The 18,140-nt window shown below is 74.6% G+C and carries 17 protein-coding genes; 7 read left to right on the top strand and 10 right to left on the bottom strand.

Annotated features, from left to right (window positions below; all coding sequences use genetic code 11):
• Positions 1 to 97: 97 nt before the first annotated feature.
• From ACFVXG_RS05075 to ACFVXG_RS05045, 7 genes are all read right to left on the bottom strand, one after another.
• Positions 98 to 811: an ATP/GTP-binding protein gene (locus tag ACFVXG_RS05075; protein ID WP_387924440.1), complete on the bottom strand. Its 714-nt coding sequence runs from the start codon at positions 809 to 811 to the stop codon at positions 98 to 100.
• Positions 792 to 1,139, bottom strand: a complete 348-nt coding sequence (locus ACFVXG_RS05070; protein WP_387924872.1) for a DUF742 domain-containing protein — start codon at positions 1,137 to 1,139, stop codon at positions 792 to 794. Before ACFVXG_RS05070 ends, ACFVXG_RS05075 begins: the two co-directional genes overlap by 20 nt.
• Positions 1,140 to 1,303: 164 nt before the next feature.
• The gene (locus tag ACFVXG_RS05065; protein WP_387924438.1) at positions 1,304 to 1,714 is read right to left on the bottom strand and encodes a roadblock/LC7 domain-containing protein; all 411 of its coding nucleotides are present in this window, start codon (positions 1,712 to 1,714) and stop codon (positions 1,304 to 1,306) included.
• Positions 1,711 to 4,560 (bottom strand): nitrate- and nitrite sensing domain-containing protein, encoded by a 2,850-nt coding sequence (locus ACFVXG_RS05060; protein ID WP_387924436.1) that lies wholly within the window; start codon positions 4,558 to 4,560, stop codon positions 1,711 to 1,713. The genes ACFVXG_RS05065 and ACFVXG_RS05060 overlap by 4 nt, the downstream gene beginning before the upstream one ends.
• 49 nt (positions 4,561 to 4,609) lie before the next feature.
• A complete protein-coding gene (locus tag ACFVXG_RS05055; protein WP_387924434.1) occupies positions 4,610 to 5,488 on the bottom strand; it encodes an MHYT domain-containing protein in 879 nt (292 codons plus the stop codon).
• Positions 5,489 to 5,806: 318 nt separating this feature from the next.
• Positions 5,807 to 7,171 (bottom strand): cytochrome P450, encoded by a 1,365-nt coding sequence (locus ACFVXG_RS05050; RefSeq protein WP_387924433.1) that lies wholly within the window; start codon positions 7,169 to 7,171, stop codon positions 5,807 to 5,809.
• A gap of 123 nt (positions 7,172 to 7,294) precedes the next feature.
• Positions 7,295 to 8,362, bottom strand: a complete 1,068-nt coding sequence (locus ACFVXG_RS05045; RefSeq protein ID WP_387924431.1) for an RNA ligase (ATP) — start codon at positions 8,360 to 8,362, stop codon at positions 7,295 to 7,297.
• Positions 8,363 to 8,753: 391 nt separating this feature from the next.
• Here ACFVXG_RS05045 and modA point away from each other — a divergent pair, with 391 nt between their 5' ends.
• From modA to ACFVXG_RS05030, 3 genes are all read left to right on the top strand, one after another.
• Positions 8,754 to 9,611 (top strand): molybdate ABC transporter substrate-binding protein, encoded by an 858-nt coding sequence (modA, locus tag ACFVXG_RS05040; protein ID WP_387924429.1) that lies wholly within the window; start codon positions 8,754 to 8,756, stop codon positions 9,609 to 9,611.
• A 143-nt stretch (positions 9,612 to 9,754) separates the two neighbouring features.
• Positions 9,755 to 10,570, top strand: a complete 816-nt coding sequence (locus tag ACFVXG_RS05035) for an ABC transporter permease (protein WP_387924870.1) — start codon at positions 9,755 to 9,757, stop codon at positions 10,568 to 10,570.
• Positions 10,567 to 11,766, top strand: coding sequence for an ABC transporter ATP-binding protein (locus ACFVXG_RS05030; protein WP_387924427.1), 1,200 nt, complete (start codon positions 10,567 to 10,569; stop codon positions 11,764 to 11,766). Before ACFVXG_RS05035 ends, ACFVXG_RS05030 begins: the two co-directional genes overlap by 4 nt.
• Positions 11,767 to 11,875: 109 nt before the next feature.
• On the opposite strand, the gene ACFVXG_RS05025 is transcribed toward ACFVXG_RS05030, so the two are convergent.
• A complete protein-coding gene (locus ACFVXG_RS05025) occupies positions 11,876 to 12,535 on the bottom strand; it encodes a response regulator (protein WP_387924425.1) in 660 nt (219 codons plus the stop codon).
• A gap of 56 nt (positions 12,536 to 12,591) precedes the next feature.
• Positions 12,592 to 13,866 carry a sensor histidine kinase gene (locus ACFVXG_RS05020; RefSeq protein ID WP_387924423.1) on the bottom strand — a complete coding sequence of 425 codons (1,275 nt, stop codon included), beginning with the start codon at positions 13,864 to 13,866 and terminating at the stop codon, positions 12,592 to 12,594.
• 188 nt (positions 13,867 to 14,054) lie between these two features.
• On the opposite strand from ACFVXG_RS05020, the gene ACFVXG_RS05015 reads away from it, so the two are divergent.
• The 4 genes from ACFVXG_RS05015 to ACFVXG_RS05000 all read left to right on the top strand — a co-directional run bounded on the left by ACFVXG_RS05015 (position 14,055) and on the right by ACFVXG_RS05000 (position 16,865).
• On the top strand, positions 14,055 to 14,972 hold the full coding sequence (locus ACFVXG_RS05015; RefSeq protein WP_387924421.1) for an ABC transporter ATP-binding protein: 918 nt from the start codon (positions 14,055 to 14,057) through the stop codon (positions 14,970 to 14,972).
• Positions 14,969 to 15,703, top strand: a complete 735-nt coding sequence (locus tag ACFVXG_RS05010; RefSeq protein WP_387924419.1) for a hypothetical protein — start codon at positions 14,969 to 14,971, stop codon at positions 15,701 to 15,703. The genes ACFVXG_RS05015 and ACFVXG_RS05010 overlap by 4 nt, the downstream gene beginning before the upstream one ends.
• A 37-nt stretch (positions 15,704 to 15,740) precedes the next feature.
• Positions 15,741 to 16,493: a hypothetical protein gene (locus ACFVXG_RS05005; protein WP_387924417.1), complete on the top strand. Its 753-nt coding sequence runs from the start codon at positions 15,741 to 15,743 to the stop codon at positions 16,491 to 16,493.
• Positions 16,494 to 16,679: 186 nt separating this feature from the next.
• Positions 16,680 to 16,865, top strand: a complete 186-nt coding sequence (locus tag ACFVXG_RS05000) for a DUF1737 domain-containing protein (protein WP_387924415.1) — start codon at positions 16,680 to 16,682, stop codon at positions 16,863 to 16,865.
• Positions 16,866 to 16,917: 52 nt separating this feature from the next.
• Here ACFVXG_RS05000 and ACFVXG_RS04995 read toward each other — a convergent pair whose 3' ends face one another.
• Positions 16,918 to 18,138, bottom strand: a complete 1,221-nt coding sequence (locus tag ACFVXG_RS04995; protein ID WP_387924413.1) for an MFS transporter — start codon at positions 18,136 to 18,138, stop codon at positions 16,918 to 16,920.
• Positions 18,139 to 18,140 lie beyond the last annotated feature (2 nt).

Below are 18,140 nucleotides of genomic sequence, written 5' to 3'. Positions count from 1 at the left end.
CGTTCCGCGCAGTCATTCGTGTGCAATTCGTCATCAGCCGGACGGAGCGGTGGAGTTCACCCACTCCGCCGCCGCGCCACCCCGGTCACCGGGCCGGTCACCGGGCCGAGGTGACCTCCGCCAGCAACCGGGCGGCGTGCACCCGGCCGGCGTGCTCCACCAGGTTGATCAGCACCTCCTTGCCGGAGGCGCGCTGCCGGGCGTCGCAGAGCACCACCGGCGTGCCGGAGTCCAGGTCCAGCGCGCGGGCGACCTCCTCCGGGCGGTACTCGCGCGCCCCGGAGAAACGGTTCACCGCGACGACGAACGGGATGCCGCGGTGCTCGAAGAAGTCCACGGCCGGGAAGCAGTCGGTCAGCCGACGGGTGTCGGCGAGCACCACCGCACCGAGCGCCCCCTGCGCCAGCTCGTCCCAGAGGAACCAGAACCGGTCCTGCCCCGGGGTGCCGAACAGGTAGACGGCCAGCCCCTCGCGGATGGTGATCCGGCCGAAGTCCATCGCCACCGTGGTGGCGGACTTGCGCTCCACCCCGTCCAGGTCGTCCACCCCGCGCCCGGCCTCGGTCAGCCGTTCCTCGGTGCGCAGCGGGCGGATCTCGCTGACCGCGCCGACCAGCGTCGTCTTGCCGACCCCGAACCCGCCCGCCACCAGGATCTTGAGCGCGAGCACCGAGTCGGACGGGTCCACCGGATCGGACGGCCACCGGCTGAGCGGCTGCCGCCGGTCGGACGGCTGCGTCCGGTCGGACGGGTGCCCCTGGTCGGACAGGTACCTCTGGTCGGACGGGTGGTCAGAGTGCGCGGAGCCCATGGATGACCTCCTGGAGGATGCGCTCGTCGGGGAGCAGGGCGGGCGGGACGGGGCGGTTGACCCGGACGAGCCCGGCCGCCAGCAGATCGCCGAGCAGCACCCGCACGACGCCCACCGGCAGGTCGAGGTCGGCGGCGAGCTCGGCCACGGACAGCGGCGTGCCCAGGCACAGGCGGAGGATCCGCGCCTGCTCCGGACCGACCGGCGGCTCGGGCCCGTCCGGCGCGAGCGCCGGGTCGGGCAGGTCGGACACGACCACGGCGATCAGGTCGAACTGCTGCTCACCGGCGCCGGTCCGGCCCCCGGTCATGGCGTACGGGCGGACCAACGGCCCGGCCTCGTCGTCGTACCAGCGGGCCCGATGGGCGGCGGCGAGCGGGTTCCGGGGCGGCCCGTCGGGGTCGGCCCGCGGGTGCTCCGGATGCCGCTGGTGGTACGGGTGGAAGGCGTGCTCCGCCCGGTGGTACGGGCGGTCCGGCCGGGGCACCGGGCTCACCCGCCGTACACCGCGCGGGGCGGGGCGCCGAGGTGCTCGCCGACCCGGCGGACCAGTCTGGCCATCTCGTAGGCGACCAGCCCGAGATCGGCCCGGGCGGTGGCGAACACGGCCAGGCAGGCACCCTCCCCGGCTGCCGCGACCAGCAGGTAGCCGCCCTCCAACTCGACCATGGTCTGGCGGACTTCGCCCGCGCCGAAGTGCCGTCCGGCGCCCTTGGCGAGGCTGTGGAACCCGGCGGCGACGGCCGCCAGGTGTTCGCCGTCCTCGCGGGCCAGACCGGCCGAGCTGCCCATGGCCAGGCCGTCGGCGGAGAGCATCACGGTGAAGCGGATCTCGGGGGCGCGCTGGACCAACTCGTCCAGGAGCCAGTTCAGTTCTCCCGTGCGGTGGGTGGTGCCGATCACGGCCGGTCTCCTTCGGGTCGGGTGTCGGGTCGCGCTTCGCTGCGGGCGCCGGGCCGGGCTCGGGGCCTGGTGTCGGGCCTGGTGTCGGACTGGGCTTCGGGCCGGGGTTCGGGCCGCAGGCCGCGGGCCCAGCCGCGCTGGAAGGCCGCCATCGCCGCCCTCGCCTCCTCCGGACTGCGGGTGCCCGGCCCCGTACCGGCCCCGGCTCTGGCTCCGACTCCGGCGATTCCGGCTCCGGCGGTGGCCCGGCGGCCGCCAGGTGGGGCGGCGGCATGCGTCTCCCGCAGCTGCGGTGCCAGGCTCGCCTGGCGCACCCGGCGCGGCAACTCGCCCGCTTCATCGGTTGGTTGACGCACGCCGGGCAAGGTCTCGGCCACCGCGCCGTAGAGCTGCGACGGACCGGGCTGCGGCGGACCGGGCTGCGGACGGGAGGCCGCACCCGGGCCCCCGTCCGCAGCCGGCCCGGCCGTCCGGGCGCCGGAGGCCCGGAGCGGGGTGCGGCGCGCCGGCCCGGGGTCGACGCCCCGGACGCCGAACGGCAGCAACGCCCCGCCTTCCGGCGGCGGCCCACCCGCCGCCGGAAGCTCTGTCCCCGCCACCCCGCCGCCCGGCAGGACGGGCTCCACGGGCTCCACGGGCTTCACGGGCTCCACCCCGGCCCAGACGGGGGCCGGTCCGTCCTGCGGCCACCACACGGGACCGGAGCCGACGTCCGGAGCGGCGGGGGCCACCGGCCACAGGGCCTCGACCGGCTCCTCCCCCGGACCGGGCAGCACATCCAACTCCGGTACCGGCTCGGGCTCTTGCCCCTGCCCCTCCCGCCCGTCGGCCAGCAGCCCGGTGGGCAGCAGCACCACGGCGGTGGTGCCGCCGTACGCGGAGGTCACCAGGGAGACCCGGACGTCGTGCCGCCGGGCCAGCCGGCTGACCACGAACAGGCCGAGCCGGTCACTGTCGAACAGGTCGGCCTGTTCGGCGGCGGCGATCCGCCGGTTGGCGGCGGCCAGTGCGGCGGGGCCCATGCCGAGGCCGCGGTCCTCGATCTCCAACGCGTAGCCGTTGCCGACCTGTTCACCGCGGATGTGCACCCTGGTGTGCGGCGGGGAGAACCCGGTGGCGTTCTCGACCAGTTCGGCCACCAGGTGGGTGAGGTCGGCGACGGCGTGGCCGACGGCGGCGGCGCGCGGCAGCGGGTGCACCTCGACCCGGGCGTACTCCTCCACCTCCGAGACCGCCGCCCGCACCACGTCCACCAGCGGGACGGGCCGGCGCCAGGCCCGGCCGGGGGCGGCGCCGGAGAGGATGATCAGACCCTCGGCGTGGCGGCGCATCCGGGTGGTGAGGTGGTCCAGCCGGAACAGGTCGGCCAGCTCGGAGGGGTCCTCGGTGCGCCGCTCCATGCTGTCCAGCAGGGTGAGTTGGCGGTGCACCAGGACCTGGCTGCGACGCGCGAGGTTGACGAACACCCCGGACACCCCGGACAGCACCTCGGCCCGTTCCACCGCCGCCGTGACGGCGGCCCGCTGCACGGTGCCGAGCGCCCGGTGCACCTGGCCGATCTCGTCGCCGCGGCCCGCCGGCCGGGGCGCCTCGGCCTCGATGTCCACCTCCTCACCCGCGCGCAACCTCCGCATCGTGGCGGGGAGTTTGCGCCCGGCCAGGTCAAGTGCCGAGTTGCGCAGGCCGGTCAGCTCGGTGACCAGGCCCCGGCCGATCTGCACCGAGACCACCAGCGAGGCGACCACGCCCAGCAGCCCGAGCAGTACGGCGATCCCGGCCGGGGTGAACAGGCCCAGTGCGTAAGGGTTCTGGCGCTCGGCGGCGAGCCGTCCGGCGCTGTCGCCGACGCCGCGCAGCCCGTCGGCGACGCTCCCGGCCACCGCCGCCCACCGGTCCGCCGGCACCGCGGAGACGGCGGAGCGGCCGTCGGCGGCGGTGCGGACCTTCTCCTCGTAGCCGACCAGCTCGCGGTGGTCCGGGCCGCCGGTGACGGCGAGCAGCGCGTCCCGGTCGGCGGAGCCCAGGCCGGCGGCCGCGCCCTGCTCGAACGCGCGGCGGGCGAAGGCCGTACCGGAGAACTCGCGCAGCTGCTCGTCGCCGAGCCCGCCGGAGAGCTCCGCGGAGCGCAGCAACGCGTCCTCGCGGGACAGGAGTTCACGGGCGCGGTCCAACTCCGGGAGCACCCGCGCGTCGGCCCCGGAGCGCCCGTCCCGCGACGCGGCGACCGCGCCGGAGACGGCCAGCGCCCGGTCCACGGCCGCGCCGTACGCCGCGTACGCCTCCGGCCAGCCCACGCTCCGGGTGAGCACCCTGCCGCGCAGCGCGGGCAGGTCGGCCAGCGCGGCGCCGAGGTCGTCCAGGCGGGCGGCGGCCTCGGTGCCCAGGCCCTGGGCGTCGGCCCGGTTGTAGCCCTGGCCGGGGTGGCGGGGATCGGGGAACAGCGGGGTGAGCGCCCGGTCGGTGGCGGCCGCGGCCTCGCGCAGGGCGCCCTCCCGGCCCGCGGCCGGCACCGTCCCCGGGACGAGCCCCGGGCCGGCCAACAGCTGCCCGGCGGCGGCCCGTTCGGCCTGCAGACCGGCGACCGTGTCGGCGACCGGGGTGAGCAGGCCGCGCTGGGCGTCGCGCAGGCGCAGCAGGTCCCAGACGCCCTGGGCGGTGGTCACGGTGGCGAAGCCCCAGAGGGCGAGGACGGAGACGACCGGCACCATCAGCAGGGCGATGATCCGGGCGCGGACGGTCCGGGGGCGCAGCCCGCGCAGCCAGGGGCCGGGGCGCGGCGAGCGGGCGGGCGGCCCGGCGTGGGCACCCCGGCGGGCGCCGGGGGTGGTACCGCGGTCTTCGCGCATGGTCGGGGGCCTTTCGGGCGGGGGCGGCGGGGCTCGGACGCGGCGGGGCTCAGGCAGCGCGGTCCTGGCCGTACGGGTCGGGGCCGTCGGGGTCGGGGCCGTACCGCCCGGAGAGCGCGGGGCCGGCGGACGCGGGGCCGGGCCGGGCTTCGACGTCGGGGAACTCCTCGATCGCCAGCTCCCCCGCCGCCAGGTACCCGGCCCGCTCCTGGGCGGTCGGGGAGAGCGCGACGAAGGCGGAGGCCAGGAAGAGGAACGAGCCGAGGCCCACGGCGAGCGGGAAGACGAACTCCATCGGACTGACCCCGCCCAGGCCGGTACGGGCGGGGTCCAGCTGGACGTGGACGGCGGCCATCCCGGTGTAGTGCATGCAGCTGACCGCGAGGCCCATGCCGAGCGAGGCGGCGGCCGCCGCGTACACGTTGCGGATGGTGACGGCGGCCCAGAGCGCGGCGGTGGCGGCGCCGACCGCGACCAGGACGGAGAGGGCGACCGTCCCGGCGTCGTAGCGCAGCCCGCCGTGCATCCGGACGGCGGCCATGCCGAGGTAGTGCATCGCGGCGACGCCGACGCCGGTGGTGCAGCCGCCGCCCAGCAGGGCGAGGCCGCGGTGCCGGCCGTAGCAGACCACGGTCAGGCCGAGGCCGGTGACCAGCACGGCGACCAGCAGGCTGAGCACCGTCAGCGGCACGCTGTAGCGCAGCTCGGTGCCGTCGACGGCGAAGCCGAACATGGCGACGAAGTGCATGGTCCAGATGCCGGAGCCGATCGCGGCCGCGGCGGTGAGCAGCCAGTTGCGGCGGGCGGCGCCCGTGGCGGCCAGGCCGCGAAGGGTGCAGCGCAGCCCGAGCGCGGCACCGGTGCAGGCCATCGCGTACGACAGGACGGGGGTCAGCCAGCCGAGGCTGAACTGGTTGAGGGCGCCCATGGGACCTCCGGTCGACCGGTCGGGCCCGGGGCGGCAGGCGGAGCCCCCGGGCACCCCCGGCCGGGCGGACTGCATCCGAGCGGCATATGCCGCTCGCATGTGCGCTTCCGGCCTGGGGTGCGTGGGACGCTATCGAGCGGCTGGAATAGGTCAGACGAAGATCTGAAAAGCTGCACACGCGGTGGGGGCGGTGTGTTCGAATGACCCGGTCCTGTGCCCAGTGGCGTCCGGGCGGCTGACAACGAACAGCTAACAGATAACGGATAACAGATGTTGAAATCTGTTATCCGTCATCTGTTAGCTGTCATCTGTTACCCGTCAGCCGTGGGCCGTCACCCGCACCCGCATCGCGCTCGCCGCCCGCAGCGTGATCCCCTGCGCCAGCGCCACCCGCTGGTCCACCGCCTCCAGGTCGAAGTCCCGCAGCAGCACCCCGAGGGTCAGCACCGACTCCAGCATCGAGAAGTGCTGCCCGATGCAGGCCCGCGGCCCGCCGCCGAACGGGAACCACGCGTACCGGTGCCGGGCCTTCTCCTCCTCCGGCAGGAACCGGTCCGGGTCGAAGCGCTCGGGCTCGACCCAGTGGTCCGGGTGCCGCTGGGTGACCAGCGGCGCGATCACGACCTGGGCCCCCGCCGGGATGACGTACCCGTCGATGACCGTCTCCTCGACCGCCCGCCGCCCTATCAGCGCCGCCGCCGGGAAGAGCCGCATCGCCTCCTTGAGCACCCGGGTGAGGTACGGCAGCCGCTCCAGGTCCGCCGCCGTCGGCGCCCGCCCGGCCAGGACGGTCCGCGCCTCCTCCTGTGCGAGCTTGCGCTGCTCCGGGTGCTTGGCCAGCAGGTGCAGCGCGAAGGCCAGCGAGGTGGCCGTGGTCTCGTGCCCGGCGAGCAGGAACACCAGGACCTGGTCCCGGAGTTCGGCCGGATCCAGGCGCTCGCCGTCCTCACCGCGGGCCCGCCCGAGCAGCGTCAGCAGGTCGTCCGCCTCCTCGTCGCCGCCCCCGCGCGCGGCCCGCTCGGCGATGATCCGGTCACACACCTCGTAGAGCGCCCGCTGCGCCGCCAGGCCGCGCCGGTTGCCCGGCGTCGGCCAGCCGCGCGGGAGCCGGACCGGCGCGAAGCCGCGCTCCTTGACGTACTCGCCGAGCACCGGGAAGCTGCGGTTCACCACCTCCACCGCCTCCTCCACGTCGGCGCCGAAGAGGATCCGCGCGACGGCCCGCAGCGCGAACCGGGACATCTCCTCCGCCGCGTCCACCACCCCGCCCGGCACCGCCCGCCAGCGCTCGCCGAGCGCCTGCGCCTCCTGCGCGAGCGCCTCCGCGTAGCCGTCGACCCGGCGCCGGGTGAACAGCGGCTGGATCAGCCGGCGTTGGCGCTGGTAGACCTCGTCCTGGCTGGTCAGCAGCCCGTTGCCGACGCTGGTCCGCAGTTCGTCGTAGAAGTTGTTCTCCTTGCGGAAGTTCGCCGCCTCACTGCCCAGCACCTGGTGGACGCCCTCGGGCGAGAACACCCCGTAGAAGTCGACGCTCAGACCGGGCGGACCGGCCACGATGCGCACCACGTCGCCGTGGTCGCGCCGGGCCGCCAGGTAGGTGCGCAGCGGGCGGCGGGTGAGGTCGAAGAGCGATCCGACCAGGGGGTTCCCGGCCGGTCCGGGTATGGCGGCTGCGGTGGCCATCGGCACTCCTTCTGGACTTCCTCGGCGCTGGCTGCGCTTGGTGACCTTTCAACCTTACTGACGGGTATTCAGCCGAGGAAGCCTTGCGGGAGGAAGGGGGGCGCGACGGAGCCGCGGGCCGGCTCACTCGTACTCGGTGCCGCCCTTGCGGGTCAGGTACGCGTCGCTGACCACCTTGGCGATCGCCCGCCCGCCGAGCACCGGACTCCAGCGCTCGACCACCGGCCGGACCACCACGCCCTCGCGCAGGTGGAGTTCACGCCCGGAGTGGGCCTCCCGGCCCTGCGCGTGGGCCAGCACCGTCGCGGTGTCGAACGGGCCGCGCCACAGCTCGGTCACCAACGGCAGTTCGCCGTCCAGGAGTTCGGCGGCCGACAGCCACTTCAGCTGTCCGTCCAGCACGGCCGACACGTCGAACGCGGCGTACCCGGGGCGCTCGGTGCGCGCGGAGGCCCCGTACGTCAGGTCCTGCACGCCCTCGCCGAACACCTCGCCGAAGACGCCGATCCGCTCGGCGCCCAGCCGTTCGGCCAACCGGGCCGCCACCGCCGGGATGTCGTACGCGCGCACCGCCCGCCAGTACAGGTTGCGCTCGTCCTCGACGAGCGCCAGCCCCTGCGCGCCGATCCCCTTGGACGAGACCCGCACCTCGCCGGTGGCGGCGGTGTACGTGACCAGGCAGCAGCTGCCGTGCAGCTTCTCGGTCACCACCACGGGCTCACCGGGCTCGAAGACGTCGGGGTGGCGCTTGAGGTTCTCGATGTCCACCCAGGGCAGCAGGTCGGGCGCGCTGAGGACGTCACCGCTCATCGACGTCGGCACCGGGGGCTGCCACTTGACGATCCCGAGCAGCTCGGCGAAGTCCTCGCCCCGCTCCGCGGCCGCGGCCAGGTCGGTGCCGGCCAGCGCGCCGGGCCGGCAGACGATGCCCTGCGACAGCTCCCCGCGCAGCCGTACCGCCTTCACCCGGTTCGCCGCACCGCCGGCCAGCTTGCCGGTCAGGCCCAGCTCGTCGACCAACTCCTCGGGCAGGACGGCCTGTTCGGGGATGTAGACGGCGTGGTCGCCGGTCCGGTAGGCACCCTTGGCGACCACCGCCCGGTAGAGGCCGACCTGCGCCAACTCCAGGGCGTCGGCATTCGGGTGCTCCAGGATGACCAGCTTCTCGGCGGTGACGCGCAGCGTGGACATGGGCGGACTCCTCCCCGTGGATCCGTTCGGATCGACCGTCGGGCCCGGGCGGCCGACGGTCGGCCGCACGTACGGGCTGCGCCCACTCTGACCGTTCCGTCCACCCGGGCGCGACGGGTTTTCCACCGGCCGTACGCCGGCGCTCCCCCGCGCCGCCACGCTTCACCCGCGCCGCGCGGCCGCACCGTACCCGCGCCGCGCGACCGCCCCGAACCGTCCGTGCACGTTTGAGCCTTCGCACAGCAGCCCCGAGACCCTCGACCCGCCCCCGCTGTGCGATGTGACAGAGGATTTATCGCTCGCATCTGCGGCACTATGATCGCCGTACTGGCCGCACCTGCGGTCACACCTCCGCGCCCCTTCCGGCGCGAACCCTGGAGGGGAAGCACCGATGAGCACCCGCAGCACCGCCACCCGCAGACTCGCCGTCGCCGCCGCGGCGGCCCTCGCCCTCAGCCTCGGGGCCACCGCCTGCGGCAGCGACGGCGGCACGTCCTCCGGCTCCGCCTCCTCGGCCGCGACCACCGCCCCCGCGGGCGCCGCCGGCACCGACGGCGCCACCGCCCCGAAGGCCAAGGGCACCATCACCGTGTTCGCCGCCGCCTCCCTCAAGGAGACCTTCACCGAGCTCGGCAAGAAGTTCGAGGCCGCCAACCCGGGCGCCAAGGTCACGTTCAACTTCGGCGGCAGCTCCGCCCTCGCGACCAGCATCAACTCCGGTGCCCCGGCCGACGTCTTCGCCGCCGCCAGCCCGGCCACCATGAAGACGGTCACCGACGCGGGCGGCGCGAGCGGCCAGCCGACGACCTTCGTCAAGAACACCCTCGCCATCGCCGTGCCCAAGGGCAACCCCAAGCACCTCGCGGGCCTCAAGGACCTCACCGGCTCCGGCGTGAAGGTCGCGCTCTGCGCGAAGGAGGTGCCCTGCGGCGCCGCCGCCCTCACCGCGCTGAAGGCCGCCGGCGTCGACCTCACCCCGGTCACCCTGGAGCAGGACGTCAAGGGCGCGCTGACCAAGGTCGAGCTCGGCGAGGTCGACGCCTCCCTGGTGTACAAGACCGATGTGCAGGCCGATGCTGCGAAGATCGACGGCGTGGACTTCCCCGAGGCCGCCAAGGCCATGAACGACTACCCGATCGCCGCGCTGGCCAAGGCGCCGAACAAGGACGGCGCGGCCGCCTTCGTCGCCTACGTCCAGTCGCCCGAGGCCAAGCAGGTGCTGACCGCGGCGGGCTTCCAGGCACCGTGAAGGACCGCACCACCGACCCCGACCAGGGGCGCGGCCGCGACCACGACCGCGGCACCGACCCGGGCCGGCGTCCCGGCACCGGCCCCGGCCCCGGCCCCGGCGAGGACCACGTCGCCCCGGCACCGGCAGGACCCGCGCGGGCCCTGCCGGGCCGCCGCCGTGGCGCGCGCCGCCCGGGCGCGCAGCGCGTCCCGGTCACGCTGCTGCTCCCGGCGCTGCTCGGCCTGGCGTTCCTGATCCTGCCGCTGGTCGGACTGCTCGTCCGGGCGCCGTGGAGCGGCCTGTCCGAGCAGCTCACCAGCGCCGCCGTCTGGGACGCCCTGCGGCTGTCGCTGATCTGCGCGACGGCCGCCACCGCGGTGTCGCTGCTCCTCGGCGTCCCGCTGGCCTGGCTGCTGGCCCGCACCGAGCTGCCCGGCCGGCGGGTGATCCGGGCGCTGGTCACCCTGCCGCTGGTGCTGCCGCCGGTGGTCGGCGGTGTGGCGCTGCTGCTGGTGCTCGGGCGGCGCGGCATCGTCGGGTCCTGGCTCGACTCCGCGTTCGGCATCACCCTGCCCTTCACCACCACCGGGGTGGTGATCGCCGAAGCCTTCGTGGCAATGCCCTTCCTGGTGATCAGCGTGGAGGGCGCGCTGCGGGCGGCCGATCCCCGCTTCGAGGAGGCGGCCGCGACCCTGGGCGCCTCCCGGCTGACCGCGTTCCGCCGGGTCACCCTGCCGATGATCGCCCCGGGGATCGCCGCCGGGGCCGTCCTGGCCTGGGCCCGGGCGCTCGGCGAGTTCGGCGCGACGATCACCTTCGCGGGCAACTTCCCGGGCCGCACCCAGACCATGCCGCTGGCCGTCTACCTGGCCATGGAGTCCGACCCGGAGGCGGCGATCGCGCTGTCGCTGGTACTGCTGGTGGTCTCCGTCGCCGTCCTGGTCGGCCTGCGCGACCGCTGGATGTCGACCCCGTGACCCCGGAACCGGACGCCGACCCCGTCACCCGGGACGCCGACAGGACGGTCGAACCGATGAACACCCCGACGCCGAACGGTGCCGCAGCCGCCGCACCGTCCGCTGCCTCAGCCCCCTCCATCCCCGCCGCTCCTGCCGCTCCTGCCGCCCTGGACGCCCACCTGCGGGTCGACCGCGCCGCGTTCGCCCTCGACCTGGCGCTCAGTGCCGCCCCGGGCGAGGTGATCGCGCTGCTCGGCCCGAACGGCGCCGGCAAGTCCACCGCGCTGCGCGCCCTCGCCGGACTGCTCCCGCTCACCGGCGGCCACCTGCGGCTGGACGGCCAGGTCCTGGAGGACCCGGCCCGGCGCCTGCACACCCCCGCCGAACAGCGGCCGGTCGGCGTGGTGTTCCAGGACTACCTGCTGTTCCCGCACCTCAGCGCGCTCGACAACGTCGCCTTCGGCCCGCGCTGCCAGGGCCGCCTCAAGCGCGAGGCCCGGGCCGAGGCCGCGGCCTGGCTGGAGCGGATGGGCCTGACCGGGCACGCCGCGGTGCGCCCCGGCCGGCTCTCCGGCGGCCAGGCCCAGCGGGTGGCACTCGCCCGGGCCCTGGCCGTCCGCCCCCGACTGCTCCTGCTGGACGAGCCGCTGGCCGCCCTGGACGCCCGTACCAGGCTCGACGTACGGTCCCAACTGCGGCGCCACCTGGCCGAGTTCGAGGCCGTGGCGGTACTCGTGACGCACGACCCGCTGGACGCGATGGTGCTGGCCGACCGGCTGGTGGTGATCGAGGACGGCCGCGAGGTGCAGTCCGGCAGCCCGGCGGAGGTCGCCCGCCGGCCGCGCACCGACTACATCGCCCGTCTGGTCGGCCTCAACCTGTACCAGGGCCGGGCCGAGGGCACCCGGGTCACCCTCCCGGACGGCACCGTCCTGACCACCGCCGAGGAGCTGTCCGGACCGGCGTTCGTGGCCTTCCCGCCCTCCGCCGTCACCCTCTACCGGGAGCGGCCGCAGTCCAGCGCCCGCAACCTGTGGCAGGCCGAGGTCACCGGCCTGGACCTGCACGGCGACCAGGTGCGCGCCGAACTCGCCGGCGACCTGCCGATGGCCGCCGACCTCACCCCGGCCGCCGTCGCCGAACTGGGGCTGGCGCCGGGGGCGGCGGTCTGGGCCTCGGTCAAGGCCACCCAGACCCACGCCTACCCGGCCTGACCACGCCCGGGCCCGGCCCGGGCCCGCCGACCCCGCTGACCCCGGCGACGCGCAGCCCCCGCAACCCAAGCAGCCCCCACAACCCCCGCCGGAAGCGTTCCGGCGGGGGCTACTCCGACGGCTCGACGAACCCCGACTCGTACGCGGCGATCACCGCCTGGGTGCGGTCCCGCGCACCGAGCTTCGCCAGCACACCGCTGACGTGCGTCTTCACCGTCTGCACCCCGAGCACCAGCCGCTCGGCGATCTCCCCGTTGCTGAGCCCGCGCGCCATCAGCCGCAGCACCTCGGCCTCGCGCCCGGTCAGCGCCGCCCGGTCCATCGCCGCGCGGGCGGCGGGGTTGCCGTGCCCGGCGGCCAGTCGGCGGATGGCGGCCGGGAACAGCAGCGACTCGCCGGCCGCCGCCAGCCGTACCGCGTGGACGATCTCGGCCGGGCGGCTGCGCTTGAGCAGGAAGCCGTCGGCGCCCGCGCGCAGCGCCTGGTAGACGTAGTCGTCGTTCTCGAAGGTGGTGACGACCAGGATCCGCGGCGGCAACTCCCCCGGGGCGCCGGGGCGCAGCAGTTCGCGGGTGGCCGCCAGGCCGTCCAGGACGGGCATCCGGACGTCCATCAGCACCACCTGCGGGCGCAGCGCGCGGGCCAGGGCCACCGCCTCCGCGCCGTCGGCCGCCTCGCCGACCACCCGCAGGTCGCCCTGGGCCTCCAGCACGGCCCGCAGCCCGGCCCGGACCAGTTCCTCGTCGTCGGCGAGCAGGACGTCGGTCATGCCGGTGCCGCCTCCGCTCCCGTTCCCGCCCCTGCTCCCGCCTGCAAGATCATTCGTCACGCGCCCAAGCGTAGGGGCAGCCGGACGTCGAGCACCCACTCCGCGCCCCCGTCACCGGCCTCCCCGGGTACGGACACCCCGGCGGACACCCCGGCCGTCGCCTCGCCACCGAGCAGCACGGCCCGCTCCCGGATGCCGCGCAGCCCCTTGCCGCCCTTGCGTGAGCCAGCCCGGCCGGGACCGCCCCGGCCCGGCAGCGCCACCAGCCGGTTGGCACAGCGCAGTTCCAACCGGCCGTCCCGGACGGCGATCCGGACGGCGACCGGCTCGCCGGGCGCGTACTTGAGCGCGTTGGTGACGCCCTCCTGGACGATCCGGTAGGACTCGCGCGAGAGCACCCCGGGCAGCACCCCCGGCGGCACCTCGATCCACGCCTCGACCGGGCTGCCCGCCGCGCGGGCCGTGTCGAACAACGCGGGCAGCTGGTCGATGCCGGGCTGTTCGGTGGCCGCCCCGTTCCCTGCCGTCCCGTTGCCGCCCGCGCCGCCCGCCGGGGTCTCGCGCAGCAGCACCAGGGTGCGCTCGAGGTCCTCCATCGCCCGCCGCCCGGTCTCCTCGATGACTTCGAGCGCCTTCGCCACGAAGGCCGGGTCCCCGACCTCGCGCGCCGCGCCGGCCTGGAGGACGGTCACCGTCAGGGCGTGGCCGATCGAGTCGTGCAGCTCACGCGCCAGCCGGTTGCGCTCCAGCAGCCGTTCGGCCCGCAGCTCGGCCTCCGCCAGCCGCTCCGCCGGGGACGGACCCAACAGCCGTTCAGCCATGGAGAGTTGGAGGCGACCGGCACCGATCACCAGCCAGCCGTAGCCGAGCACCACCAGCGGCGCGGGCAGCAGGTACCGGACGGCGTCCGGCCCGGTGAGCAGGTCGTAGGCCCGGGTGAGCCCGACGACCGTCGCGAAGCCGACCGCCGCACCGAGCGCCACCCGCCCGATCAGCCAGCCGGCCATCCGCCGCCGGTCCGCCACGGTACGGGAGGGCTCGACGCCGATGTCCTCCTCGCGGTCGGGCACCAGCAGCAGCCTGGCCTGCACACCCTCGGCCCGCCGCGCCGCCGGGACGAGCGCGATGAGCGCCAGCAGCACGGCGTCCAGCACGACGGCCTTCAGCACGATCTCACCGAGGCTCTTGTGGTACGTCCCCGGATAGACCAGCAGGACGACGCCCGCGAAGATCCACCCGACCAGCAGGTGCAGCATCCGGGCGTACGTGGCCCCGGCCACCAGCGGGGCGAGGATCCTGGTCGCTCCGTCCCTCAACCGGGACGCGGTCATTCCTGGCACCCGGCCATCCTGCCAGCTCAGCGGCCACCCGGACTCCCCCGCGGGACCGCCGCGACCTCCCTCCCGGGAGGGAGGCGGATCCCCGCTGCGGCGGGATCCGCCCGACCGGCCCGTTCCGGTCGAATGGAACCACCGTCCGGAGCAAGGACGGTGACCACCTGCGAGGAGGGAGGACGGCCGTGATCGAGATCCAGGGCCTGACCAAGGAGTACGACGGCCGACGGGTCGTCGACGAGCTGTCCTTCGACGTCCGGCCCGGTGTGGTGACCGGTTTCCTCGGCCCGAACGGCGCCGGGAAGAGCACCACCATGCGGCTGATCCTCGGCCTGGACCGCCCCACCGCCGGGCGCGCCCTGGTCGGCGGCCGCCCGTACGCCGAACTCGCCCAGCCGCTGCGGCAGGTGGGCGCGCTGCTGGACGCCCAGGCCGTGCACGGCGGCCGCACGGCGCGGGGCCACCTGCGCTGGATCGCCGCGAGCAACGGCCTGCCGGAGCGGCGGATCGGCGAGGTGCTCGCCCAGGTCGGGCTGGCCGAGGCGGCGGGACGGCGGATCCGGGGCTTCTCGCTCGGGATGCGCCAGCGCCTCGGAGTGGCCGCCGCCCTGCTCGGCGACCCGCCGGTGCTGCTGCTGGACGAACCGGTCAACGGCCTGGACCCGGAAGGCATCCGCTGGATCCGCACCCTGCTGCGTGACCTCGCCGCCGAGGGCCGGGCGGTGCTGGTCTCCTCCCACCTGATGACCGAAATGGCGCTCACCGCCGACCACTTGGTGGTGATCGGCCGCGGCCGGCTGCTCGCCGACGCGGCCACCGCCGAGTTCATCGACCGCCACGGCCGGCCCCGGATCCGGGTGCGGGCCGTCGACCCCGCCAAGCTGGCCGCCCTGCTCGGCGCCGGCGACCACGGCCTCGACGCGACCGAAGTCGACGGCGGGGCCTGGGAGGTGACCGGCGCGGAGCCCGAGCGGATCGCCGCGCTGGCCGCCGCCGACGGCGTGGTGCTGTACGAGATCGCGGTCCAACATGACTCGCTGGAGGAGGCGTTCATGCGGATGACCGCCGACAGCGTCGAGTACCGCGCCGAGGCCGCCGCGTGAACCTCAACGCCCTTCGCGCCGAACGGATCAAGCTCACCACCCTGCGCTCGCTCTGGATCCCGCCGCTGCTGGCCGTCCTGCTCACCGCCGGTGTCACCACCGCCGTCGGAGCGGTGCTCCGCGACGCCGACCACCACCTCACCGACGACCCGGGCGTCGGCGTCTTCTACGGGCTCAACTTCGGCCAGGCCGCGCTGGTCTCCTTCGGAGTCCTGCTGATCGGCCAGGAGTTCAACACCCGGATGCTCGACGTCTCGCTCACCGCCGTCCCCCGGCGCCGCCGACTGTACGGCGCCAAGCTGGCGTTGGGCGCCCTGGTCGGCCTCGGCGCGGGCGTGCTCGGCACGGCGGGCGCGTTCGCCGGGTACGCGGCCACCGTCCCCGCCGGCTGGCACGGCCCCGCCTTCGTCCGCGCGGCCACGGCCGGGGTGCTCTACCCGGCCCTGCTGGTGGTGTTCTGCCTCGGCGTGACCGCCCGACTCGGCAATCTCACCGCCGCCATGGGCCTGTTGACCCCGACCGTCTTCCTGCTCTCCCCCCTGCTCGCCGGCGTACCCGGTGCGCGGGACGCCGTCCAGTTCCTGCCCGACCGGGCCGGCCAGTACGCGATGCGCTACACCGACGACCCGCGGACCACGTACGGGCACTGGACCGGACTGCTGATCATGGCGCTCTGGACGGCCCTGGCGGCGTACGGCGGCCTGCGCGCCCTGCAGCGCACCGGCCGGTGAACCGGAATCGCCCCGAGTACCCCTGGACGAAAGAGAGATGGCGATGGCCTTCGGCAACGCCCTGCGCGCCGAGCGGATCAAGTTCACCACCCTGCCCTCGCAGTGGGCGGCCCCGCTGGCCGGCCTGGCGCTGACCGTCGGCATCACGGCGGCCGTCGGCGCCAGCGAGGGACCACCGGCACCGGGCTCCGGCAAGGACCCGGCCGACATGATCTACTTCGGGCTGCTGTTCGGCCACGTCGCCGTGGCCTGCCTCGGAATCCTGCTGGTCGGGCAGGAGTTCAACACCCGGATGCTCGGCACCTCGCTCACCGCCGTCCCCCGGCGCGGCCGACTGTACGGCGCCAAGCTCGCCCTCGGCGCCGCGCTGGGCCTGCTGCTGGGCCTGGTCTCGACCGCGGGCTGCTTCCTCGCCGTCTACGCGACCGCCGGCCTCGACTTCTCCACCCCCGGCCTGGCGCGCAGCTTCCTGGCGGGGGTGCTCTACCACCCGCTGATGGTGCTGCTCTGCCTCGGACTGACCGCGATGCTGGGCAACTTCAGCGCGGCCCTCGGCCTGCTCACACCGATGGTGTTCCTCGGCACCACCTGGCTGGCCGCGATCCCCGGCGTCCGCGAGGCCGGCCAGTTCCTGCCCGACCGGGGCGGCCTGTACGCGATGCGCACCCGGACCGAGCCGGGCATCCACTACGGGCACTGGACCGGGCTGCTGATCATGGTGCTCTGGACGGCGGCGGCCGTCTACGGCGGGCTGCAGGCGATGCGCCGCCGCCAGGCCTCGGACGGGTAGCGGGCGACGGGCAACGAGTGACAGATGACAGATGACAACAAACAGGTAACAGCGAACAGATTTTGAAATCTGTTCGCTGTTACCTGTTATCTGTTACCCGTTCGCTGTCAACTCGCCTCCAGCGGACCTCACTCGATCGAGCTGGGGAGTCATGGAGGTCCGGGGCTTGCGTGAGATCCTTCGCCCATGAGCACACCGCCTGATGGATTGCCTGTCTACCGGGTCTTGACCGGCCCGGACGACGCCGCGTTCTGCCACCGTGTGAGCGAGGCGCTGGGCCTCGGCTACGAGCTGCACGAAGGTCCCGTCGTCACGTTCAACGGGGAGAACGTCATCGTCGCCCAGGCGCTGGTCTGGCCGAGCCGGTCGTAGGAAACCGGGCGGTCTGCGTCATCGAGTGGTCTGCGTCATCGGGTGGTCTGCGTCATCGGGTGGTCTGGGCCACCGGTGCCGGCTCGAGGTCGAGGGTGATCGGCCGGGCGAAGGTGACGACCGCCGCGACCGCGAGCATGGCGACGGAGGTGACGAAGACTCCGCGCATGCCGATGAGCGGGCTGAGCGCGCCGGCACTGAGCGCGCCGACTGCGGGAGCGCCCATGGAGAACCAGCGGAACGCCGCGTTCACCCGTCCGAACTCGCCCTGCGGGATCGCCGCCTGGCGGAACGACACGATCCGGACGTTCCAGATCATGATCGCGAAGCCGTAGACCGCGAGGCCCACCACGAGCAGGGGCAGCCGCGCCGGGAGTACGGCCGCGAAGCCGATCGCGATGACCGTGAAGCTCCACCGCGTGACGCGGGCGTCGGTCAGCACGTCGCGCAGCCGTGACCCGAGGTAGCCGCCGGTGAGGCTGCCGACCGCCATCGCGGCCACGACCCACCCGTAGGCGCCCGGCGACGCGCCGATCGGCCCGGGCGTGATCACCCAGGCGGGCAGGAACGTGAAGATCATCGCGTAGCAGAGGTTGTTCAGGGCGGCGAGCAGCGCGAGTCCGAGCAGCGCCGGATGCGCGGCGAGGTACCGGAACCCGTACAGGAATCCCGGCCGGCCGGCCGGTTTCCGATCGGACTCGGTACGGGGCACGGCCACGAGCAGCGAGACGAACACCGCTGCGGACAGCGCGAAGAACACCGCGATGATGCCCAGTGCGGCCGCCGAGCTCGCCCGGCCCAGCAGGACGCCGATCGCGCCCGGACCGACCATCTGGACGAGGAGTGTCTGCGCGGAGTAGATCCACGAGTTCGCGGCCGGGAGCTGCTCCTTCGTGACGTACCCCGACAGGCTCGACTGGACCGCGAGGTCGTTGACGTTCGAGGCCGCGATCGCCACGAACGACAACGCGCACAGGGCGGGGATCGACTGCAGGTCGGCCGCCATCATCGCGCACAACCCGGCGGTGCAGGCCATGCGGATCACCGACGATCCCATGGAGAACAGCGGCTCACGCCTGGTGCGGTCGAGGAGGTGGCCGGTCGGCACCGCGACGATCAGGCCGGGCAGGCGGACCGAGAGGCTGACCAGCGTGATGGCCAGTGTGCTCCGGTCGATCGCCAGGCCGAGGATCGGGATCAGCACGCGGAACATGCCGTCGGAGAGATCCGCCGTGCCGACGGCGAGCTGCAGGAGCCGGAAGAGGCGATTCATGC

This window comes from Kitasatospora sp. NPDC058162 (assembly GCF_042884005.1).
Taxonomy (GTDB): Bacteria; Actinomycetota; Actinomycetes; order Streptomycetales; family Streptomycetaceae; genus Kitasatospora.
This window is presented reverse-complemented; position numbering and strand designations above follow the sequence as displayed.